This is a genomic window from Streptomyces sp. NPDC102451 (assembly GCF_044765485.1).
In the GTDB taxonomy this organism is placed as follows: domain Bacteria; phylum Actinomycetota; class Actinomycetes; order Streptomycetales; family Streptomycetaceae; genus Streptomyces.
In genome coordinates this window covers 60179-81318 of record NZ_JBIWKD010000023.1, presented here as the reverse complement: position 1 = coordinate 81318, position 21140 = coordinate 60179, and the positions used below count along the sequence as shown (strand labels likewise).

Here is a 21140-nt window from a genome sequence, read left to right as displayed (position 1 = left end):
CTCACGAGCCGAGGATGCGCGAGATCCCGTAGTCGAAGCGCTCGTCGAAGGAGGTGTCCTCGAAGTGCTCGGCGGCCCGGGAGAGTGCCGGGTACTCCCCCGCGCCCAGCCGCCGGGCGAACGCCGGACCCCTCGCGTCCGGCAGTGCCTGCTCCTCCTGGGCCAGCCCGAGGGTGAAGTAGACCAGCGCCCAGCACGTCCAGACCGCCTCGCGCTCCGGCAGCCCGCCGGCCAGCAGCGCCTCGACCAGCAGCTCGGCGAAGCGGAGGGTGGCGGGCTCGGCGGCGTACGTGCCGGCCACGATCCTGGCCCCGTCGCGGTGGGCGAGCAGGGCGCGGCGGTAGCGGTGGAACAGCTCGCGGACGCGCGGCTCCCACGGTTCGGGCAGCCCCTCCACCGGGACCTCGGCCAGGATCGCGTCCGCCATCAGCTCCAGCAGCCGCGCCTTGGTCTTGGCGTGCCAGAGCACGGTGTTCATCCGTACGCCGAGCCGGTCGGCGATGCCCCGGATCGAGAGCCCGTCCGCGCCCTTCTCGTCCAGCAGCTCCAGCCCCGCGCGCACCACGGCGCCGGGGCCGAGCCGCGTCTGCCCCGGTTCGGACGCCTCCGCCCGCACTTGCTTCTTGGTCACCGACCTAGTCTACTGAACCTCATCACCCTTGGTCACTGACCAAGAGATGCCCAGAGATCGAGGAGCAGCGTTCATGGAACACGTCGTCATCGCGGGAGGCGGACCGACCGGCCTGTGGCTGGCCGCCGAGCTGCGTCTGGCCGGGACATCCGTCACCGTCCTGGAGGCGCGCGAGGCGCGCGACCCCCACTCGAAGGCCCTCACCCTGCACCCCCGCACGCTGGAGATCCTGGCCTTCCGGGGCGTGGCGGAGCCCTTCCTCACCGAGGGGAGGCGCATCCCCAGCGGCCACTTCGGCGGGCTGGACGACCGGATGGACTTCGGCGCCCTCGACACCCCGTACCCCTTCACGCTCGCCCTGCCGCAGGCCCGGACCGAGGAGCTGCTGGAGGCGCACGCGGTGGCGTCGGGTGCCGACCTGCGGCGCGGGCACCGGGTCACCGGTCTCACCCAGGACGAGGACGGGGTGACCGTGGAGGCGGCCGGTCCCGACGGCTCGTACACCCTGCGCGCCGCGTACGTCGTCGGCTGCGACGGCACCCGGAGCACCGTGCGCGAGGCCGCCGGCATCACCTTCCCCGGCACCGACGCCACGACCTGGGGCTGGCTCGGCGATGTCGTCCTGGACGCCCCGCCCGAGGGCGCGGTGTACGCCGCGTCGGGCCCGGCGGGCGGCGTCATGGTCGTCCCGATGCCGGGCGGTGTGCACCGGATCGTCGGCGGCGACCCCGGCAGCAACGGCCCCGACCACCCGGGTGAGCTGACCCTCGACGCGCTCCGCGCCAAGGTGACCCGGATCGCCGGCACCGACTTCGGCATGCGCGACCCGAGCTGGCTCTCCCGCTTCGGCAACGCCACCCGCCAGGCCGCCGCGTACCGCAAGGGCCGCGTCCTGCTCGCGGGCGACGCCGCGCACATGCACTACCCGGCCGGAGGCGTCGGCCTCAACGTCGGCTTCCAGGACGCCACCAACCTGGGCTGGAAGCTGGCAGCGGCGGTGGCGGGCACCGCCCCCGAGGGCCTCCTGGACAGCTACCACACCGAACGCCACCCGGTCGGCGCCGACCTGCTGCTCAGCACCCGGGCCCAGACGGCGCTGATGAACGCCCACACGGCGGAGGGCCGGGACCTGCGCACCTTGCTCAGCCAACTCATCGCCACCGTGCCCGAGTTCTCCCGCAGCCTGGCCGAACGCCTCTCCGGGCTGGCCGTCACCTACCCGGCCCCGGCACCCCATCACCCCCTGACCGGCCACCGCGCACCCGACCTCCAACTCGCCGACCGCACAGGCCTCTTCGCCCTGCTCCGTACCGGCCGCCACGTCCTCCTGCACTTCACCGGCACCCCGGCGCCGCCCTCCGCCCCGTACGCCATCACGCACACCGCGCCCGGACCCGACCCACGCCCCGCCTGGTCCGCCGTGCGTGCCGCGCTCATCCGCCCCGACGGGCATGTCGCCTGGGCGAGCGAGCAGCCCGGGGCCGAGGCCCTGCGGGCCGAGACGCACGCGGCGGTGTCCGCCGCCCACCGCTGACCGCGGCTCCGCGCCTTCCCGCCGACCGTGATCTCCATGTGATCGACAGCCCGTAATCTCCCACCGGACAGGGGAATCGCGGGGTGCGATCACATGGGGGCGGGCGGCACATGACATACAGACGCGCGGCGATACCGGCACTGGCCGGAGGACTGCTGCTCACGGCGCTGCTGTGGTGGGCGGGGGCGAGCGTGGACGCGCTGCACCTCCAGGGCGCGACGAACACGCTCGGGGGCCGGATGGTCGCCGATCTCCAGAACTGGCTCTCGCCGTGGTCGTACGATCCCCCGGACTCCGTCCGGTTCGGCACCGGGACCCTGGGAGACATCGGGGACCCGGGCTCGGCGGACCCCGCCCGCTACCTCTCGCTGCACGAGACGGGCATGCAGATCCGGTTCGCCGCGGTCTTCGCCTTCTTCGTACCGGGCGCGCTGCTCCTGGTGCGCAGGCTGCCTCCGGTGAACCGCCGGATGCCGGCCACGCTGGCCGCGGTGTGGGCCTGGGGCATGGTGGCCGGCATGCTGGCGTCGGCGGTCTCCGCGCCGTGGCTGATCGCCTCGACCGGGCGCGGCAGTTACCGCTTCCTGCCCCAGCTGGCGGGCATGGCGTCCTCCGGGCAGCAGATCGTCGCGGTGGCCGCGCTCGTCACGGCGGTGGTCACCGTGCTCACCGCCCGGATCACCACCAAGGGTGCGGGCCCGCTGCCGCCGGCGGCCGTTCCCGTACGGGCCGCCCGTCTGGCGGCGACCGCCGGGACCGCCGTGGTCGCGGTGTCCCTGGTGGTCCTCTCGTACCAGTCCGTGGCCGCGTCCATCCAGACGGTCTCCCTGTCCGGCCGGCTGCTCTCCGAGCCGGGCGACCTGCTGCGCGCATGGCTGCTGCTCGGCGGCTGGAACGCGCCGACGGACGGCTTCCTCGGCCACTGGCTCCTCTACCGCCTCGCCGACGCGCTGCTGCTCGCCGTGGTGTGGTGGGCACTGCGGCTGCTGCCCGTCCTGCTGACCCGGGCCACCGTGCCGGCGATGGCGGTCGGCGGGGTGTGCGCGACCGTCGTCGGACTGCTGGCCTCCCAGCTGTTCCAGTTCGTGGTGACCGGGGCCGACTCGGGCCTGCGGTGGGGCTGGCAGTACCTGACCGGCGCGCTCGGCGGCCACGTCCCGGCCGCCCTGACCTGGGGCCTGCTGGCGGGCCTCACCACCGTCGTGACCCTGCGCCTGGCCGGAGGCCGCGCGGAGACGCCCGAGCCCGTACCGACGGAGATCACCACCCCGGCGTGACGCACCACGGCCCCCGCCCGGTGATTCGCCCCGGGCGGGGGCCGTGGTGCGTCCGGAGCCCGGCCTACTTGCCGAGCACCGCCTTCATGACTTCCCTGGCGATCGGGCCGCCCAGGCCACCGCCGGAGATGTCCGAGCGGGAGATGTCCATGGCCGTCGGGTCGATGAACACCGCGACCGCCACCGACCGGCCGTCGGGCGCCTTGCCGTACGAGACGAACCAGCCGTACGGCACTTCCTTGCTCACGTCGTTGCCGCGCTGAGCCGTACCCGTCTTGCCGCCCACCGTCACGCCGTCGATCAGGGCGCGCTTCGCGCTGCCCTCCTTGGCGGTGAACTCCATCATCTCCTGGACCTTCTTCGCCGTCTCCTCGGAGACAGCCTGGCTCTTGAGCTGCGGCTCGTGCTTCTCGAGGGTCGACACGTCCGGGCCGCGCAGCTCGTCGACGATGTACGGCTGCATCAGCTTGCCGTCGTTGGCGAGGGCGGCGGTGACCATCGCCATCTGCATCGGGGTGCTCGTCAGGCTGCCCTGGCCCATGCCGGTGAGGGCGGTGCCGGGCTTGTCGAGCTCCTGCGGGTAGAGGCTCTTGGTGGCGAGCATGTCGCCGAACGCCTCGGAGTAGACGTCCTCGTTGAAGCCGAACTTCTCGGCCGTCTCACGCATCCCCTTGTCCCCCACCTTGAGGGCCGCGTCCAGGAAGACGTTGTTGCAGGAGTACTGCATGGCCGTCTTCATCGACGCCTTGCTGCAGGTCGCGTCCCCGGCCTCACTGCTGATCGTGCTGGACGACTGCGGCAGCTGGTAGGGGGAGACCGCGTCGGTGTGGGCGTCGACGTCCGTGACGACGCCGTGCTCCAGAGCCGCGGCGGCCGTCAGGATCTTGAAGGTGGAACCGGGCGGGAAGGTCTCGCGCAGCGGGCGGTTGGCCAGCGGCTTGCCCTTGTCGTCGACCAGCGCCTGGAACTTGTCGCCCTCCTTGAAGGAGTTGCCGGCGAAGACCGAGGGGTCGTACGAGGGTGTCGAGACCAGGGCGAGGACCTTGCCGGTCGCCGGGTCGAGGGCGACGACCGCGCCCCGTGCGTCGAGGTCGGTCAGGCCCTTGTAGGCCACCTCCTGCGCCTTCGGGTCGATGGTGGTGACCACATCGCCGCCGCGCCGCTCCTCGCCGGTGAGGATGCCCTTGGCGTTCTGGAAGGCGAAGCGCTCGTCCTGCCCGCTGAGGATGCTGTCGTACGTCTTCTCCAGGAGGGACATGCCCTGCGCCTGGGAGGCGTAGCCGGTGACGGGGGCGTACATCGGGCCCTGCTTGAAGGTGCGCTGGTACTTGAAGTCGGTCCCCTCGACCTCCTTCGACCCCGTGACCGCCTTGGCGCCCACGATGATGTCGCCGCGCGGGGTGGCGAACTGGGTTATCTTCACCCGCCGGTTGTGCTCATGCGTGGCCAGCTCCTGGCTCTTGGCGTACTGGAGCCAGTTGGCCCGTATCAGCAGGGCCAGCATCAGCAGCCCGCAGAATATGGCTATGTGCCGCAACGGCCTGTTCATCGTGCTCCCGCTCCCAGGCAGCCGGGCACACACGCACACGGGCCGCACCATCGATGTCCGGAGGTGATAGATGCGATTTTAGCGTCGATGGTTGCATCGAAAGATCACACCCGGGCAGGCCGCCGGACACAGTTCCCTCACAAATGCGCGGCGTACGCGTCCAGCGCGCGCAGCACCTCGGCCTCCCCGGCCGGGGGCAGTTGGACGACGACCTCGTCGATGCCGAGCTCCGCGAAGTGCGCCAGTTTCCCCGGGGAGGGCTGGACGGCGTACGGCACCACATGGAGCTGCTCCGGGTCGCGGCCCGCCTCCTCCCAGGCGGCACGCAGCTTCGGTACGGACTCCGAGAGGCCTCGCCCGCCGATCGGCAGCCAGCCGTCCGCCTCACGGGCGATCCGCGCGAACAGCTTCGGACCGGCCGCCCCGCCGATCAGGGTGCGCGGGCCGTTCACCGGGCCGCGCGGCCGCTGCACCGGCTTCGGGTAGGCGTGACTCGCCCGGACCGAGCCGAACTCACCCTTGTACGCCGTCGGTTCGTCGGCCCACAGGGCGCGCATCAGCGCCAGCCGCTCACTGCCCAGCGCGCGCCGCGTCGACCACTCCACGCCGTGGTCGGCGGCCTCCTCGACGTTCCAGCCGTAGCCGATGCCGAGCGTGAACCGGCCGCCGGAGAGGTGGTCGAGGGTGGCGGCCTGCTTCGCCAGGTCGATGGGGTCGTGCTGGGCGATCAGCGTGATGCCGGTGCCGAGGGCCAGCCGCTCGGTGACGGCGGCGGCCTGCGCCAGGGCGACGAACGGGTCGAGGGTGCGGCCGTACTCGGCCGGCAGCTCACCGCCCGCCGGGTACGGGGACTCCCGGCTCACGGGGATGTGGGTGTGCTCGGGCAGATAGAGCCCGGCGAACCCCCGCTGCTCCAGCTCCCGGGCCAGCCTGACCGGCGTGATCGTCCCGTCGGTGAGGAAGATCGTTGTGGCGATCCGCATGCGAGGCACCTCCGTCGTCGTCCGTGACGGCTCCACGGTATGCGGTGGACCGCTCCACGGGGCCACTCCGTGGCGACCGGCGCCCCGATTCGGCCGTAACTCCCTTGCCGCACCACCCGAAAGGCAAAAGTTAGGTTAGCCTAAGTTTCATTCTGCTCCGCCGCACACGGGAGGCTTTCATGGGTCACGGCTGGGAGGGCGTCGTCCTCAAGCTCTTCCGGGGGCGGGACTTCACGTTCACCGTCACCGGCGCGGAACAGGTCACCGAGGACTTCCGGCGGGTGACGGTGACCGACGGCGGCCTGCTCGCGGCCACGGGCGGCGCGCATCCGACCATGTGGGTCAGGCTCTGGTTCGAGCGGGACGGCAAGCCGCACCAGCGCGGCTACACCCTCGTCGGCCCGGACCCGGACGCCGGGACGTTCGCCCTGGAATTCGCCCTCCACGACGGGACCGCGAGCGACTGGGCCCGCACCGCGCAGCCGGGCGACACGATCGACGCGACGCTCCAGGGCACCCGCTTCGCCCTGCCCGAACCACGGCCCGCGCGGCTCTTCGTGGTCGGCGACGCGGCGTCGCTGCCCGCCGTCAACTCGCTGCTGGAGGCGCTCCCCGGCACCCCGGCCACGATCTGGTGCGAGACCTCGGACACCGCGCACTCCTCGGACCCGTCGCACGCCTCGGACGAGAAGCTGCCGTTCCGGCTGGAGGCGGACCACCACACCCTGCACACCGTCCCGCGCCGCGACGGGGGCGCCCACCTGGTCTCCGAGGTGAAGGCCGCCCTGCCCGGCCTGCTCGGCGAGGACACCTCGGACGCGTACGTCTGGATCGCCTGCGACACGGCGACGACCCGGACCCTGGCCTCGTACGCCCGTAAGGAGCTGGCCGTACCCAAGGAGCGGGTGAACGCGCTGGGTTACTGGCGCGCCGACTGATCCCCCGGCCGGAACCGGTCAGTCGTCCACCACGAACGCCGGGGTCTCCTTCGTCAGCACCTCACCGCGGAAGAACGCCGGGCTGCGGCGGCGCATGGCCTCCATCAGCACCGCACCGAGCAGCAGCAGCCCGACGCCGATGACGAAGACGGAGCCGACGCCGAGCACGGACGACCCCGAGCCGTAGGCCGGGTCCCACATGTCGTACAGCGTCTTGCCGAAGACCGCCGTGAGCAGGAGGCCGCCCACCACGGGGAAGAGGCCCTTGAAGACGAGGTCGCGGGCGGACCGGGTGAGTTCGGCGCGGAAGTACCAGGCGCAGGCGAAGGCCGTCAGCGCGTAGTAGAAGCAGATCATCAGTCCGAGCGCGTAGATGGTGTCGACCAGGACGTGCTCGCTGACCAGGGTCATCACCGTGTAGAACACGCCGGTCGCGACGCCCGCGACGACCGTGGCCCTCCCGGGCGTACGGAACCGCGGGTGCACCTCGGCGTACTCGGCGGGCAGGGCCTCGTACGCCGCCATCGCCAGGACCGTGCGCGCCACCGGGATGAAGGTGGTCTGGAGGCTCGCGGCGGCCGAGGCCAGCACCGCCACGAAGAGCAGGATGCCGAGGCCGGGGCCCATGACCGGGCCGGCCAGGGCGGCGAAGACGTTGTCGGAGGTGTCCGGGTTGGCGAGGCCAAGACCCGATCCGCCGGTGCCCACGGCCATCTGGGCGGCGATGCCGGTGGCGAGGTAGGAGCCGACGAGGACGACCATGGCGATCAGGGCGGCGCGGCCGGGCGTCTTCTCGGCTCCGGTGGTCTCCTCGTTGGCGGTGAGACAGGTGTCCCAGCCCCAGAACATGAAGATCGAGAGGGACAGTCCGGCCGTGAAGGCGGCGAAGGACCGGACGGCGAACGGGTTGAGCCAGGACCAGGAGAAGTCCGTGGAGGTGGCGGCGAATTCGCCGCTGCCCGCCTTCTGCACGGCCATCGCCACGAACACCGCGAGGACCAGGAGCTGGAGGGCCACGAGGGTGTACTGGAGGCCCTTGGTGGCCGTCATGCCCCGGTAGCTGATCGCCGTCGCGACCGCGATCAGGAGGAGGCACGTGAGGATGTGGACCGGCTTGCTGTCGTCCAGGGCGGCGACCGCGTCGCTGCCGGAGAGCTCACCGGCCAGCAGCCAGAAGTAGGAGGTGGCGACGCCCGCGAGGTTCGACAGGACGATGATCGTGGCGATCACCAGGCCCCAGCCGCACATCCAGCCCAGGCGCGGCCCGAAGGCCTTCACCGTCCAGGTGAACGAGGTGCCGCAGTCCGGCACGGCCTTGTTGAGCTCCCGGTACGCGAAGGCGACCAGCAGCATCGGGAGGAACCCGGCCAGGAACACGGCGGGCATCTGCACCCCGACCTCGCCGGCGGTGGAGCCGAGGGTCGAGGTCAGGCAGTACACCGGGGCGACGGTGGAGATGCCGAGGACGGCGCTGCCCATCAGGCCGACGGAGTTCCCGCCGAGCCCCTTCTCGCGTACGCCGCCGTCGGCCGGGGCGCTTCCCGGTACCGTCTCTCCGGCCCGTGGCCGCGCGTCCAGCTCAGTCATGGAGAGGACGCTATGCGCTGCGGTTTCCATATCCGGAGGGTGAGACTCCAATGTCTCACCCTTGAATCACCACGGTCGTATGGCAGTTGACTCCAGGCATCGAAGGCTGCAAGTGAACGCAACCTTTCAATCAATGCCCCTGAATGCGACCGGGAAGCGTACGGGAATCGCACCCCTGTCCACTTTGTGCGGGTTCAAAAATTTCCCGCCGCCACGGAGCCGACCTGGACGGACCCTGATCACTGCTTGCGGTACAACTCCTCGATCTCCGCGTCGAAGTCCCGTGCGATCGCTTCCCGCTTCAGCTTCAGCGACGGGGTGAGGTGACCGCTCTCCTCGGTGAAGTCCTTGGGCAGGACCGTGAACTTGCGGATGGACTCGGCGCGCGAGACCAGCCGGTTGGCCTCGTCGACCGCGCGCTGGAGCGCGGTGCGCAGCTCCTCGTCGTGGACGAGCTCCCGCAGGGGCACGTCCTCCTTCTTCCGCATCCGGCGCCAGTGGGCGAGGCCGTCCGGCTCCAGGGTGATCAGGGCGCTGATGAACGACCGGTTGTCGCCCACGACCATGCACTGGCTGACCAGCGGGTGGGCGCGCAGCCAGTCCTCCAGCGGGGCCGGGGTGACGTTCTTGCCGCCGGACGTGATGATGATGTCCTTCTTGCGGCCGGTGATCGTGAGGTAGCCGTCCTCGTCCAGGGCCCCCAGGTCGCCCGTCGGGAACCAGCCGTCCTCCAGGTACGGGGCGGCCTCGCCGCGCTCGGTGTCCCAGTAGCCCCCGAAGACCTGGCCGCCGCTGAGCAGCACCTCCCCGTCGTCCGCGATCCGCACGGCGGTGCCCGGCAGCGGCCAGCCCACCGTGCCCAGGCGGGGCTTGAGCGGCGGGGTGACCGTGGCGGCGGCGGTGGTCTCGGTCAGCCCGTAGCCCTCGAAGATCTGGATGCCGGCCCCCGCGTAGAACGCGGCGAGCCTGCGCCCCAGCGGGGAGCCGCCGCAGATCGCGTACCGGACGCGGCCGCCCAGGGCCGCCCGGATGCGGCGGTAGACCAGTGGGTCGTAGAGGGCGCGGGCGGCGCGGAGCCCCAGGCCGGGGCCGGGGCCCGTGCCGTGCTCGGCGGCCTCGGCCGCCTCGCCGTAACGCCGCGCGATGCGGGCCGCACGGTCGAAGGACGAGGCGCGGCCCATCTTCTCCGCGGTGGCCCGGCCGGTGTTGAAGACCTTCTCCAGGACGTACGGGATGGCCAGCAGGAACGTCGGCCTGAAGCCCGCCAGGTCCGCGAGCAGGTCCTCGGTCTGGATGGACGGCGCGTGCCCGAGCCGCACCCGGGCGCGCAGGCATCCGATGGCCACCATCCGGCCGAAGACATGGGAGAGCGGGAGGAACAGGAGGGTGGAGGCGGGGTCCTTCGAGACCGACTTGAAGACCGGGTGGAGCAGCTCTATGGCGTTGTCGACCTCGGCGAAGAAGTTCCCGTGGGTCAGGACGCAGCCCTTGGGCCGGCCCGTGGTGCCGGAGGTGTAGATGAGGGTGGCGGGGCTGTCCGGTTCCAGGGCGCCGCGACGGGCCTCGACGACCGCGTCGGGTATGTCCTTGCCGGCCGCCTTCAGCCGGCCGATCGCCCCGGTGTCGAACTGCCACAGGTGCGCGAGGTCCCCGAGCTGCTGCCGCTCCTGGCTGACCAGCCGGCCCTGCTCCTTCGTCTCCACGGCGCAGCCGACGGCCCCGGAGTCCTGGAGGATCCAGCGCGTCTGGAACGCCGACGAGGTGGGGTAGACGGGCACGGTGACCAGCCCGGCCGCCCAGGACGCGAAGTCCAGGAGCGTCCACTCGTAGGTCGTACGGGCCATGATCGCGACCCGGTCACCGCTCCGCAGGCCCTCCGCTATCAGGCCCTTGGCGACGGCCAGGACCTCGGCGGCGAATTCGGCGGCGGTCACGTCCCGCCAGCTGCCGTCGGCCTGCTTGCGGCTGAGGACCGGCTCGGACGGGGCCTCCCGGGCGTTGTCGAAGGGGATCTCGGCGAGCGAGCCCCGCCGGACGGCCGGCGCGAACGGCGGCACGGAGACTTCCCGTACGGAGCCGTCGGCCGCTCTGACCTTGGTCGGCTCGACCAGGACGGGAACGGTGGGCGCGGTGGATACGGCGGAGGGGGCGGGCGTGGTCACGAGCGGCTCCTCGACATGGGGGCCGGCGCCGGGCCCCGTCCCTGGGGTTCCGGCGCCGAGGCGGCTGCTGGGTGCGCGGGTCGTTCACGTGCTGATGGGCGGGGGTGCGGTACGGGCCGCGGGTGGGGCCCGTACCGGCTGCGGGCGGATTCCGGCTGCGGTCAGGGGCGTTCGAGAATGGCGGTGACCCCCTGGCCGCCCGCGGCGCAGACCGAGATCAGGCCCCGGCCGGGCGCGTCCCGCTCCGCGAGGAGCTTGGCCAGGGTCGCCACGATCCGGGCGCCCGTCGCGGCGAAGGGGTGACCGGTGGCGAGGGATGATCCGACCACATTCAGCCGGTCCCTGTCGACGGGTGCGAGCCCCTGCTTCTCCCAGGACGCCAGGGTGGCGAGCACCTGGGAGGCGAAGGCCTCGTGGATCTCGAAGAGGTCGAAGTCCCCGACGGTCAGCCCGGCGCGCTCCAGCATGCGGGGCACGGCGTACGCGGGCGCCATCAGCAGCCCGTCCTCGCCGTTCACGTAGTCCACGGCGGCCGTCTCGTACAGCGACAGGTAGGCCAGCGGCTCCAGGCCGTGCGCCTCGGCCCACTCCTCGCTCGCCAGCAGCACGGTGGCCGCGCCGTCGGTGAGCGGTGTCGAATTGCCCGCCGTCATCGTCGCGTCGGGGTGGTCCGCGCCGAACACCGGCTTCAGCGTGGCGAGTTTCTCCACCGTGGAGCCGGGGCGCAGGTTCTGGTCCCGGTCCAGGCCGAGGTAGGGGACGACGAGGTCGTCAAGGAAGCCGCGTTCGTACGCCGCTGCCAGCCGCTGGTGGCTGGTGGCGGCCAGCAGGTCCTGGTCCGCGCGGGCCACTCCCCACTTCCGGGCGGTGAGCGCGGCGTGCTCGCCCATCGAGAGGCCGGTGCGGGGCTCGGAGTTGCGCGGGATGTCCGGGACGAGGTGGCCGGGGCGGACGGCGGCCAGCGCCTTCAGCCTGGCCCCCGTCGACCTGGCGCGGCGCGCCTCCAGCAGGATCCTGCGCAGCTTGTCGTTGACGCCGAGGGGCGCGTCGCTCGTGGTGTCCGCGCCGCCCGCGATCGCCGAGTCGACCGCGCCGAGCGCGATCTTGTTGGCCGCGGCGATGACGGCCTGGAGCCCGGTGCCGCACGCCTGCTGGATGTCGTACGCCGGTGTGCGCGGGTCAAGTGCGGAGCCCAGGACGGTCTCGCGGGCCAGATTGAAGTCCCGGCTGTGCTTGAGGACCGCGCCGGCGACGAACTCCCCGACCTGCTGCCCCTGAAGACCGAAGCGCTCGACGAGCCCGTCCAGCGCGGCGGTCAGCATGTCCTGGTTGGACGCCCGTGCGTACGGGCCGTCGGAGCGTGCGAACGGAATACGACTGCCACCGATGACCGCGACCCTGCGCGGCTGCGGAAGTGCGAGGGGAATCAACTCGACCAGCTCATCTCGACAACTCCTGACCCTTGAGTAACCTTACTCAGGAGTAAATCTACGACCGAGCAGGAGTCCAGACAATGGCCGACCGCTATCTGCACTTCACCGGCACGGCATCCGGCCGCTTCCTGACCCGCAGGCTCGGCCTGCCCCAGCCCGCGCCCCTGCGCCGCTGGACCCTGGAAACCCCGTCCCTCGACGGGCCGTTGCTCCACCTCACCGCGGGCAGCTCCGCCCACCAGGCCACGCTCGGCCCGGTGCTCGCCGCGACCGGCCTGAAGGTCACCGACCGGGCCGAGCGCCCGGCCGCCGTCGTCCTGGACGCCACCGGCGTCACCACGGCCGCCGGGCTCGCCGACGTACACGCGGCGCTCCACCCCGTCGTACGGTCGCTGGCCGGCGGCGGCCGCGTCGTCGTCCTCGGCACCACTCCGTCCCCCGACGACCACCACCAGGCGGCCGCCCAGCAGGCCCTCGAAGGGTTCGTACGCTCGCTCGGCAAGGAGATCGGCCGGGGCGCCACCGCGCAGCTGCTGCGGCTCGCCCCCGGGGCGGACGCCGGCTCGGCGGAGTCCACCCTGCGCTTCCTGCTCTCCCCCCGCTCCGCCTACATCAGCGGCCAGGTCGTCGAACTCACCACCGACGCACCCGGCGAGGTCGCCGACTGGGCGGCGCCGCTGACCGGGCGCACCGCCCTGGTCACCGGCTCGGCCCGCGGCATCGGCGCGGCCGTCGCCTCCGTCCTCGCCAGGGACGGCGCCCGGGTCATCTGCCTGGACGTCCCGCAGGCCCAGGAGGAGCTCGTCCGCACCGCGGACCGCCTCGGCGCCACCGCCCTGCCGCTGGACATCACGGCGCCCGACGCCGCCGAGCTGATCGCCGCCGCCGTCCCCGACGGCCTCGACGTCCTCGTCCACAACGCGGGCATCACCCGGGACCGCCGGCTCGCCAACATGCCGGCCGACCGCTGGGCCTCGGTCATCGACGTCAACCTCGACAGCGTCCTGCGCACCACGGACGCCCTCATCGGGTCGGGCACCCTGCGCCGCGGCGGCCGGATCGTCGCCACCGCGTCCATCGCCGGGATCGCGGGCAACAACGGCCAGACCAACTACGCGGCCAGCAAGGCGGGCATCATCGGCCTGGTCCGCTCCCTGGCCCCGCGCGCCGCCGCCGAGCACGGCATCACCGTCAACGCCGTGGCCCCCGGGTTCATCGAGACGAAGATGACCGCCGCCGTGCCGCTCTTCATCCGCGAGGCCGGCCGCCGGATGAACTCCCTTTCCCAGGGCGGCCTTCCGGTCGACGTCGCCGAGACCACCGCCTGGTTCGCCCAGCCCGCGTCCGGCGCCGTCAACGGCCAGGTCGTCCGGGTCTGCGGCCAGAGCCTGCTGGGGGCGTGAGCGATGACCGCCCTGAGCCTGTCCCTCGTCCGCGGAGCCGTCACCTCACCGTTCAAGCGGGCCGGACGCCCCGGCGCCACCCTGCCCGCCACCCGTGAGGTGCTCCCGGCCGGCCGCGCCGCCCCCGGCCCCCTCGCCGCGTACAACAGGATCTGCGGCTTCGCCGGGCCGGACACCCTGCCGCTCACCTACCCGCACGTCCTGGGCTTCCCCCTGGCCATGCGGCTGATGACGGGCCGCGACTTCCCGCTGCCGGTGCTGGGCCTGGTGCACACCTGGATCGAGATCACCGGCCACCGGGCGCTGCACCCGGCGGACGAGCTCGAACTCACCGTGTACGCCGATGGGATGACGGCCCACCGGCGCGGCACCGAGGTCACGATGGTGACCGAGGCGCGGCGCGCGGGCGAGCTCGTATGGGAATCACGCAGCGGGTATCTGTCCCGGCACGCGACCGGAGAGCGGACCGCCTCGGCCCCCTCTCCGACCCCGCCGCCCGAGCTGCCCGCCGTGGCCGAATGGCGGCTGCCCGCCGACCTCGGACGGCGGTACGGGTCCGCTTCGGGCGACCGGAACCCCATCCACCTCCACCCCGTGACGGCACGGCTCTTCGGCTTCCCCCGCCACATCGCGCACGGCATGTGGACCGTCGCCCGCTGTCTGGCGGAGGCCGGCAGCGGGGCCGCCACCGACGGACCCGGCCGGATCCGGTCCGTACGGGCCGACTTCAAGGCGCCCGTCCTGCTGCCCTCCACCGTCACCTACGCCGCGGACGGCGCCGCCTTCCAGGTGCGCGGCGGCAGCCGCGTCCACCTCACCGGCAGCATGACCCGGGAGGGCTGAGCGGCTCCGGCTCAGTCCCCCCGGGCCTGCCAGCCGCGCCCGTGCATCAGGTTCTCCAGGCCCGCCCACGAGAAGTTCATCAGGGTGGAGGCGGCCTCCTTGGCCGAGACGCCGGGGGTGACGTTCGCCCACCCGGCGAGCGCCTCCGCCGCCCCCACCAGCGCCTGCGCGAGCCCCGCCACATCCCGGTCGGGCAGCGCCGGATCGCTGTGCGCCTCACGTGCCGCCGCACCGATCAGACCCGTCACGAACGCAACGATCTCCTTGCGCAGCGCCCCGACCTCGCTGACGAACGGCTCCCCGTGCGAGCTCGCCTGCTGGTGCAGCACCGCCCAGCCGTCCGGGTTCTCCGCGGTGTGCGTGAAGAACGCCCGCAGCCCCGCCCATAGTTGCCGGTCAGCCGGAATCCCCGGCTCCACCGCCGCCTGCACAGCTTCCACCAGCGCTTTTGCCTCGCGGCGAATGCACGCGGTGAAGAGCTCCTCCTTGGAATTCAGATACAGATAGACCAAGGGCTTCGACACACCGGCCAGTTCCGCGATCTCGTCCATCGAGGCGGCCCGGTATCCGCGCTGCCCGAAGGTCCGCACGGCCGCGTCCATCATCTGCTGCTCGCGCACCGCGCGCGGCATCCGTTTGCTCTTCACTGCACTCACGTCAGACATCCCTCCCGCCCCCTCTGCGCTACTCCTCGGTAAGAGTACGGCGCGCCCCTGTCCGCCGTCGTACGGAACGGGAGCGGCCCGGCCACGATGGCCGGTAGTCGTCCACCATCCCTGGGGTGCACCACGTACGACTCAGGTCCCCCCTGGGATCAACCCTCGGGCCGATGCTTCCGTCCGATTCCGCCGCCTACTGTCCCTGGCATGACGATGAGACTCCGCAGACGGACGGCCGTCGCCGCGCTGTCGGCCTTACTCCTGCTGGCCGCGCCCGCCGCCACCGCCCAGGCATTGTCCGGCCCCGCACCCTCGCAGGCCGCACCCGCCGCCACGACCGAACTGCCCCGCCCGACCGGCCCGTACGCCGTCGGCACGGAGGTCCTGCACCTCACCGACCACAGCCGCGCCGACCCCTGGGTGCCGGAGGCCGGGGACCGCGAGCTGATGGTGTCGGTGCACTACCCGGCCCGCGTCGGCAGCGGAAGCGCTCGCGCGCCGTACATGAGCACCGAGGAGGCCCGGCTGATGCTGGTGGGGCGCGGGCTGGACGGCATCGTGCCCGCCTCCGTCGTCAGCGCCACCTCCACCCATGCCCGTACGGGCGCGGTCGCCGCCCGGGGCCGGTTCCCCCTGGTGCTGCTCTCCCCCGGCTTCGGCACGCCCCGCGCCACCTTGACCTCCCTCGCGGAGGACCTGGCGAGCCGCGGCTACGTCGTGGCGAGCGTCGACCACGCCTACGAGTCCACCGGGACCGCCTTCCCCGGCGGCCGGGTCCTCACCTGCGCGGCCTGCGACGTGGCTGACGCCGCACCGGACGAGGAGGCCGAGCGGGCCGTGCTGAGGGCCGTCTCCACCGGCCGGGCCGCCGACCTCTCCTTCGTGCTCGACCGGCTGACCGGCCCCCGCCCCGCCTGGGCGGACTCCCGCATGATCGACCGGCGCCGGGTCGCCGCCGTGGGCCACTCCATCGGCGGCAGCGCCGCTGCCTCCACGATGCTCGCCGACCCACGCGTCGACGCCGGGATCAACATGGACGGCACCTTCTTCGAGCCGCTTCCCCCCTCGGGCATCGGCGGACGCCCGTTCCTGATGCTCGGAACCGATACCGGCCACCACCCCGGCAGCCTCGACACGTCCTGGGCCGAGGGCTGGCAGAACCTGGACGGCTGGAAGCGCTGGCTGACCGTCAAGGGCTCGGGCCACTTCACCTTCACGGACCTCCCGGGACTCGCCGAACAGCTGGGTCTGCCCGTGGACCCCGAGGCCCCGCTCTCCGGCACCCGCTCGATGCAGATCACCCGGGGCTACGTGGCCGCCTTCCTCGACCAGCACCTGCGCGGCCGCCACCAGCACCTGCTGGACGGCCCCGCGCCGGGCAACCCCGAGGTCGTCTTCCAGCACCCCTGACACCCCGCGCACAGGAGCGCCCCCGGACACGGGGTCCGGGGGCGCTCCTGTGCATGCGGGGGTGTCACACCGTGACGGGGACGCCCTTCGGCTCCGCGTCGCGCACCTCGGGCTCCTCGACCGGGGAGGCCGACGCCGAGTTGTACGCGTCGTGGTCGAGGATCTTCTCGCGGGCCGAGACGATCACCGGGACCAGCGCCTGGCCCGCCACGTTCGTGGCGGTGCGCATCATGTCCAGGATCGGGTCGATGGCGAGCAGCAGGCCCACGCCCTCCAGCGGGAGGCCCAGCGTCGACAGGGTGAGGGTCAGCATGACCGTGGCGCCGGTGAGGCCGGCGGTGGCCGCCGAGCCGATGACCGAGACGAACGCGATCAGGATGTAGTCACCGATGCCCAGCTGGACGTCGAAGATCTGCGCGATGAAGATCGCGGCCAGCGCCGGGTAGATCGCAGCGCAGCCGTCCATCTTGGTCGTGGCGCCGAACGGGACGGCGAAGGAGGCGTACTCCTTCGGGACGCCGAGGCGCTCGGTGACCTTCTGGGTGACCGGCATGGTGCCGACCGAGGAGCGGGAGACGAAGGCCAGCTGGATCGCGGGCCAGGCGCCCTTGAAGAACTGGATCGGGCTGACCTTGGCGACCGTGGCGAGCAGCAGCGGGTAGACGCCGAACATCACCAGGGCGCAGCCGATGTAGACGTCGGCGGTGAACGTGGCGTACTTGCCGATCAGGTCCCAGCCGTAGTCGGCGATGGCGTAGCCGATGAGGCCGACGGTGCCGATCGGGGCGAGGCGGATGACCCACCACAGGGCCTTCTGGAGGAGCTCCAGGATCGACTCGCTGAGGGTGAGGATCGGCTTGGCCTTCTCACCGAGCTGGAGCGCGGCGATACCGGCGACGGCGGCCATGAAGACGATCTGCAGGACGTTCAGCTCGGTGAACGGCGCGATGACGTTCTCCGGGATGATGCCGGTGAGGAAGTCGAGCCAGGAGCCGGCGTGCTCCGGCTTGGCGCCGTCCTTCGGGGTGAGGCCGGTGCCGGAGCCCGGGTTGGTGATCAGGCCGATCGCGAGGCCGATGGCGACCGCGATCAGCGAGGTGATCATGAACCAGAGCAGGGTGCGGGTGGCCAGCCTGGCGGCGTTGTTGACCTTCCGCAGGTTGGTGATCGACACCAGGATCGCGAAGAAGACGAGGGGCGCGACGGCCAGCTTCAGCAGCTGGACGAAGATGTGGCCGACCTTGTCGAGCGTGGTGTAGAGCCAGGCGATCTCGTAGCTGCGGGTGATCCAGCCGAGCAGGACACCGAGGACGAGACCGGCGACTATCTGTACCCAGAAGGGGATGCTGGGCAGGCGGAAGCCGGAACCGGACGGCTTACCGGCTTCGGTCTCTGCGGTGGGCGCGGAATTCGCGGACACGGACACACTCCAGATGTGACGCATCGGGACGTACGGGGACAGACGTACGGTCGTGCGGTCGAACAGGGGGACGGGGGTGCGGCGCCCGCGTCAGGGGCGGCGCCGCTGCATGATGCCGGTTCAGACGTTGCGGCAACAGACCGCGGACATACAGCGGCAGAGATCGACATGCAGGCGCACCACGAGCGGGACGCCCAGGGCGTGATGGGTGCGCACTGCAGTAATCATGTCGAATACGTTAACACTGCAACTTTGAGAACCTCAAAGGTACGCTTCTTGATCATTTTTGACGGACCCACTCCGGACCCGATCCAGAGCCACTCCGGACCCGCTCCGGATCCGCCCCGGACACACGGAAACCCCGGCACTGGAGCGACTGCTCCGGTCCGGGGCTTCGTGCGTACGGGGTGCGGGGTGTGAGGAACCTTACGCGGCGCCTACAGGGTGACGCTGTCCTCGCGGGTGCGGTTGGCCTCGAGCCTGGCCTTGGTCCGGTCGACCTTCGTGATGATCTGCTCGGACATCTCGTCGCGCTGCTTCCGCAGCAGTATGAAGCTGAGGGGCGCGGAGAGCAGCAGGCCGAGGAGGATGACCCAGACGACGTTGGACCCGCCGACACCGGAGGGGAGCACGCCGAAGTGGACGGCCACACCGGCGATGAAGAAGCAGCCGACGAAAATCAGCAGGCGCATGGCGGTGTACCGGATCGTTGCGCTCGGCTTGGCAGCGGACACGGCTGGCCTTCTCTCTACGTCCGACGTTCCTGCGGTCGTGCAGTCTGGGTCCTGCCCGACCAGTGAAGCATGCCCCGAATTCGATCAGTTCGCAGGGTTGTCCCAGGCGCGCCCGGCACCCCTCCCCGGCGTCACCGGCGGAAGAGCGGGAGCAGCATGATCACGTCGTCACGGTAGTCGTCCTCGGCGACCCGGATGGCGTTCGGGACCCGGCCCACCTCCTTGTATCCGCAGGAGGAGTAGAAGCGGTCGGCCCCGGTGCCGCCGCGGCAGGTGAGCCGGATGGCGTCGATGCCGTCGAGCTCCAGCGCGGCGTCGGCCGTGGCCTCCATCAGCGCCCGCCCGAAGCCCCTGCCCTGGTGGCGCGGGTGCACCATCACCGTGTAGGCGCCGATCCAGTGCCGCATGAGCCGGTGGGTGTTGTGGGTGAGGAAGGCGGTGGCGGCCACGGCGCCGTCCTCGTCGCGGCCGACGACCAGGTGGGTGCGGCCCTCGGCCATCCCGGCGAGGTGCTTGACCAGCTCGGGCCTGACCTCGTCGCCGGTGACGGGCGGCACGAAGCCGACGGCCCCGCCCGCGTTGCTGACATCGACCCAGAGCGCGGTGATGCCGTCCCGCAGCTCGCGGTCGAATGCGGGATCCACCTCGAATGTAAGTGCCATATCCGCAGATTAGCCATTACGGAATGCGTGCTTCAACTTGCGTCCACCACGCGAGAAAGCCCCGGCCGGGGGACGGCAGGCCGGGGCTTTCGGACAGCGGGGCACCCGGGGCACCCGCGACGGGCGCGGGGCGTCGGGCGGGCGTAAGGCCTCAGACGCGCATCGGCTGCGGCGTCTCGCGGCGGTCGGCGTCCGGGCCCGGGTACTCGCGCAGGATCTCGTACCGGGTGTTGCGCTCCACCGGCCGGAAGCCGGCGTCGCGGATGAGGTCCAGCAGGTCCTCGCGGCCGAGCTTGTTCGGCGTGCCGTAGTCGTCGGCGTCATGCGTGATCTTGTACTCGACGACCGAGCCGTCCATGTCGTCGGCGCCGTGCTGGAGCGCGAGCTGCGCGGTCTGCACGCCGTGCATCACCCAGAAGACCTTGACGTGCGGGACGTTGTCGAAGAGCAGCCGCGAGACGGCGAAGGTCTTGAGCGCCTCGGCACCGGTCGCCATCGACGTACGCGCCTGGAGGGTGTTGCGGACCTTGCCGTCCTTCATGTCCACGAAGTCGTGCTGGTAGCGCAGCGGGATGAAGACCTGGAAGCCGCCGGTCTCGTCCTGCATCTCCCGCAGCCGCAGCACGTGGTCGACGCGGTGACGGGGCTCCTCGATGTGCCCGTACAGCATCGTCGCCGGGGTCTTGAGACCCTTCTCGTGCGCGAGACGGTGGATGCGCGACCAGTCCTCCCAGTGGGTGTTGTGGTCGACGATGTGCTGGCGGACCTCCCAGTCGAAGATCTCCGCGCCGCCGCCGGTCAGCGACTCCAGACCGGCGTCGATCAGCTCGTCGAGGATCTCGGAGGCCGAGAGGCCCGAGATCGTCTCGAAGTGGTGGATCTCCGTCGCCGTGAACGCCTTGAGCGCCACCTCCGGCAGGGCTTCCTTCAGCGCGCTGAGCGAGCGCGGGTAGTAGCGCCACGGCAGGGTGGGGTGCAGCCCGTTGACGATGTGCAGCTCGGTGAGGTTCTCGCCCTGCATCGCCTTCGCGAGCCGGACGGCCTCCTCGATGCGCATCGTGTACGCGTCCTTCTCGCCCGGCTTGCGCTGGAACGAGCAGTACGCGCAGGACGCGGTGCACACGTTGGTCATGTTGAGGTGACGGTTGACGTTGAAGTGGACGACGTCGCCGTTCTTCCTCGTGCGCACCTCGTGGGCCAGCCCGCCGAGCCATGCGAGGTCGTCGGACTCGTAGAGCGCGATCCCGTCCTCGCGGGTCAGCCGCTCGCCGGCCCGGACCTTCTCCTCCAGCTCGCGCTTGAGTCCCGCGTCCACCAGTGCCCCTCCCATGTCTCCGTGCAGTCGTTCCGGCAGCCCACGGTACTCCCCCGCCCTCCGGGCGGAGGCACCCCCACTGCCGCTCGCGTCACTCCTCCTCGGGGAGCTCCCCGACCCTGTTCTCCCACTTGGTGGAGAGGACGACCGTCGTGCGCGTCCGCGAGACCCCCCGGGTGCCGCTGAGCCGCCTGATGGTCTTCTCCAGCCCGTCCACGTCGCCGACCCGGACCTTGAGCATGAACGAGTCGTCGCCCGCGATGAACCAGCAGTCCTCGATCTCGGCGAGGTCCTTCAGCCGGTGCGCGACGTCCTCGTGGTCGGCGGCGTCGGAGAGGGAGATGCCGATCAGCGCGGTGACACCGAGCCCCAGCGACGCCGCGTCGACGGTCGCGCGGTATCCGGTGATGACACCGGCGGTTTCCAGCCGGTTGATGCGGTCGGTGACGCTGGGCCCGCTGAGCCCTACGAGCCGTCCCAGCTCGGCATACGAGGCCCTGCCGTTCTCTCTGAGGGCCTGGATGAGCTGCCTGTCCACCGCGTCCATGTGACTGAAACCTTCCATTGTTCAGCAGTACCGCGAGTTTACGTGTAGAATCT

General features: G+C 71.6%; 18 protein-coding genes. 6 read left to right on the top strand and 12 right to left on the bottom strand.

Annotation, left to right across the window (positions count from 1 at the left end):
- Nucleotide 1: 1 nt before the first annotated feature.
- Nucleotides 2-631, bottom strand: coding sequence for a TetR/AcrR family transcriptional regulator C-terminal domain-containing protein (locus ACIRD8_RS33790; protein ID WP_404000274.1), 630 nt, complete (start codon nucleotides 629-631; stop codon nucleotides 2-4).
- Between the two features lie 73 nt (nucleotides 632-704).
- On the opposite strand from ACIRD8_RS33790, the gene ACIRD8_RS33785 reads away from it, so the two are divergent.
- A complete protein-coding gene (locus ACIRD8_RS33785) occupies nucleotides 705-2165 on the top strand; it encodes an FAD-dependent monooxygenase (RefSeq protein WP_404000271.1) in 1461 nt (486 codons plus the stop codon).
- A 110-nt stretch (nucleotides 2166-2275) separates the two neighbouring features.
- Entirely contained in the window at nucleotides 2276-3442 is a 1167-nt protein-coding gene (locus ACIRD8_RS33780) for a hypothetical protein (protein ID WP_404000268.1), read from the top strand.
- A 64-nt stretch (nucleotides 3443-3506) separates the two neighbouring features.
- Here the strand turns inward: ACIRD8_RS33780 and ACIRD8_RS33775 are convergent, their stop codons facing one another.
- Complete coding sequence (locus ACIRD8_RS33775) at nucleotides 3507-4991, bottom strand: peptidoglycan D,D-transpeptidase FtsI family protein (protein WP_404000265.1); 1485 nt, start codon at nucleotides 4989-4991, stop codon at nucleotides 3507-3509.
- A gap of 137 nt (nucleotides 4992-5128) precedes the next feature.
- Nucleotides 5129-5974, bottom strand: a complete 846-nt coding sequence (locus ACIRD8_RS33770; RefSeq protein WP_404000262.1) for an LLM class F420-dependent oxidoreductase — start codon at nucleotides 5972-5974, stop codon at nucleotides 5129-5131.
- Between the two features lie 179 nt (nucleotides 5975-6153).
- On the opposite strand from ACIRD8_RS33770, the gene ACIRD8_RS33765 reads away from it, so the two are divergent.
- The gene (locus ACIRD8_RS33765) at nucleotides 6154-6912 is read left to right on the top strand and encodes a siderophore-interacting protein (RefSeq protein WP_404000259.1); all 759 of its coding nucleotides are present in this window, start codon (nucleotides 6154-6156) and stop codon (nucleotides 6910-6912) included.
- Between the two features lie 18 nt (nucleotides 6913-6930).
- Here ACIRD8_RS33765 and ACIRD8_RS33760 read toward each other — a convergent pair whose 3' ends face one another.
- The 3 genes from ACIRD8_RS33760 to ACIRD8_RS33750 all read right to left on the bottom strand — a co-directional run bounded on the left by ACIRD8_RS33760 (nucleotide 6931) and on the right by ACIRD8_RS33750 (nucleotide 12100).
- Nucleotides 6931-8499 (bottom strand): APC family permease, encoded by a 1569-nt coding sequence (locus tag ACIRD8_RS33760; protein ID WP_404000257.1) that lies wholly within the window; start codon nucleotides 8497-8499, stop codon nucleotides 6931-6933.
- Nucleotides 8500-8738: 239 nt separating this feature from the next.
- A complete protein-coding gene (locus ACIRD8_RS33755) occupies nucleotides 8739-10661 on the bottom strand; it encodes an AMP-dependent synthetase/ligase (RefSeq protein ID WP_404000254.1) in 1923 nt (640 codons plus the stop codon).
- A gap of 161 nt (nucleotides 10662-10822) precedes the next feature.
- Nucleotides 10823-12100 (bottom strand): acetyl-CoA C-acetyltransferase, encoded by a 1278-nt coding sequence (locus tag ACIRD8_RS33750; protein WP_404000370.1) that lies wholly within the window; start codon nucleotides 12098-12100, stop codon nucleotides 10823-10825.
- Nucleotides 12101-12174: 74 nt separating this feature from the next.
- On the opposite strand from ACIRD8_RS33750, the gene ACIRD8_RS33745 reads away from it, so the two are divergent.
- Both ACIRD8_RS33745 and ACIRD8_RS33740 read left to right on the top strand, forming a co-directional pair.
- On the top strand, nucleotides 12175-13497 hold the full coding sequence (locus ACIRD8_RS33745; protein ID WP_404000251.1) for a 3-oxoacyl-ACP reductase: 1323 nt from the start codon (nucleotides 12175-12177) through the stop codon (nucleotides 13495-13497).
- A 3-nt stretch (nucleotides 13498-13500) separates the two neighbouring features.
- Nucleotides 13501-14340, top strand: a complete 840-nt coding sequence (locus tag ACIRD8_RS33740; RefSeq protein ID WP_404000248.1) for a MaoC family dehydratase — start codon at nucleotides 13501-13503, stop codon at nucleotides 14338-14340.
- Nucleotides 14341-14351: 11 nt separating this feature from the next.
- On the opposite strand, the gene ACIRD8_RS33735 is transcribed toward ACIRD8_RS33740, so the two are convergent.
- Nucleotides 14352-14972: a TetR/AcrR family transcriptional regulator gene (locus ACIRD8_RS33735; RefSeq protein ID WP_404000367.1), complete on the bottom strand. Its 621-nt coding sequence runs from the start codon at nucleotides 14970-14972 to the stop codon at nucleotides 14352-14354.
- A 234-nt stretch (nucleotides 14973-15206) separates the two neighbouring features.
- Here ACIRD8_RS33735 and ACIRD8_RS33730 point away from each other — a divergent pair, with 234 nt between their 5' ends.
- A complete protein-coding gene (locus ACIRD8_RS33730) occupies nucleotides 15207-16409 on the top strand; it encodes an alpha/beta hydrolase family protein (RefSeq protein WP_404000246.1) in 1203 nt (400 codons plus the stop codon).
- Nucleotides 16410-16473: 64 nt separating this feature from the next.
- Here the strand turns inward: ACIRD8_RS33730 and ACIRD8_RS33725 are convergent, their stop codons facing one another.
- The 5 genes from ACIRD8_RS33725 to ACIRD8_RS33705 all read right to left on the bottom strand — a co-directional run bounded on the left by ACIRD8_RS33725 (nucleotide 16474) and on the right by ACIRD8_RS33705 (nucleotide 21087).
- Complete coding sequence (locus ACIRD8_RS33725) at nucleotides 16474-17829, bottom strand: dicarboxylate/amino acid:cation symporter (protein WP_404000243.1); 1356 nt, start codon at nucleotides 17827-17829, stop codon at nucleotides 16474-16476.
- Between the two features lie 437 nt (nucleotides 17830-18266).
- The gene (locus ACIRD8_RS33720) at nucleotides 18267-18563 is read right to left on the bottom strand and encodes a DUF4229 domain-containing protein (RefSeq protein ID WP_404000240.1); all 297 of its coding nucleotides are present in this window, start codon (nucleotides 18561-18563) and stop codon (nucleotides 18267-18269) included.
- 131 nt (nucleotides 18564-18694) lie between these two features.
- A complete protein-coding gene (locus ACIRD8_RS33715) occupies nucleotides 18695-19225 on the bottom strand; it encodes a GNAT family N-acetyltransferase (RefSeq protein WP_404000237.1) in 531 nt (176 codons plus the stop codon).
- 151 nt (nucleotides 19226-19376) lie between these two features.
- Nucleotides 19377-20540: an aminofutalosine synthase MqnE gene (mqnE, locus tag ACIRD8_RS33710; RefSeq protein WP_329038325.1), complete on the bottom strand. Its 1164-nt coding sequence runs from the start codon at nucleotides 20538-20540 to the stop codon at nucleotides 19377-19379.
- 91 nt (nucleotides 20541-20631) lie between these two features.
- Nucleotides 20632-21087, bottom strand: a complete 456-nt coding sequence (locus ACIRD8_RS33705; RefSeq protein WP_104786757.1) for an Lrp/AsnC family transcriptional regulator — start codon at nucleotides 21085-21087, stop codon at nucleotides 20632-20634.
- Nucleotides 21088-21140: the final 53 nt, after the last annotated feature.

Excerpts from the sequence above, each read along its gene's own strand:
- ACIRD8_RS33785 (WP_404000271.1), top strand. The coding sequence starts at position 705 with ATGGAACACGTCGTCATCGCGGGAGGCGGACCGACCGGCCTGTGGCTG.
- ACIRD8_RS33780 (WP_404000268.1), top strand. The coding sequence starts at position 2,276 with ATGACATACAGACGCGCGGCGATACCGGCACTGGCCGGAGGACTGCTG.
- ACIRD8_RS33775 (WP_404000265.1), bottom strand. The coding sequence starts at position 4,991 with ATGAACAGGCCGTTGCGGCACATAGCCATATTCTGCGGGCTGCTGATG.
- ACIRD8_RS33770 (WP_404000262.1), bottom strand. The coding sequence starts at position 5,974 with ATGCGGATCGCCACAACGATCTTCCTCACCGACGGGACGATCACGCCG.
- ACIRD8_RS33765 (WP_404000259.1), top strand. The coding sequence starts at position 6,154 with ATGGGTCACGGCTGGGAGGGCGTCGTCCTCAAGCTCTTCCGGGGGCGG.
- ACIRD8_RS33760 (WP_404000257.1), bottom strand. The coding sequence starts at position 8,499 with ATGACTGAGCTGGACGCGCGGCCACGGGCCGGAGAGACGGTACCGGGA.
- ACIRD8_RS33745 (WP_404000251.1), top strand. The coding sequence starts at position 12,175 with ATGGCCGACCGCTATCTGCACTTCACCGGCACGGCATCCGGCCGCTTC.
- ACIRD8_RS33740 (WP_404000248.1), top strand. The coding sequence starts at position 13,501 with ATGACCGCCCTGAGCCTGTCCCTCGTCCGCGGAGCCGTCACCTCACCG.
- ACIRD8_RS33735 (WP_404000367.1), bottom strand. The coding sequence starts at position 14,972 with ATGCCGCGCGCGGTGCGCGAGCAGCAGATGATGGACGCGGCCGTGCGG.
- ACIRD8_RS33730 (WP_404000246.1), top strand. The coding sequence starts at position 15,207 with ATGACGATGAGACTCCGCAGACGGACGGCCGTCGCCGCGCTGTCGGCC.
- ACIRD8_RS33715 (WP_404000237.1), bottom strand. The coding sequence starts at position 19,225 with ATGGCACTTACATTCGAGGTGGATCCCGCATTCGACCGCGAGCTGCGG.
- ACIRD8_RS33705 (WP_104786757.1), bottom strand. The coding sequence starts at position 21,087 with ATGGACGCGGTGGACAGGCAGCTCATCCAGGCCCTCAGAGAGAACGGC.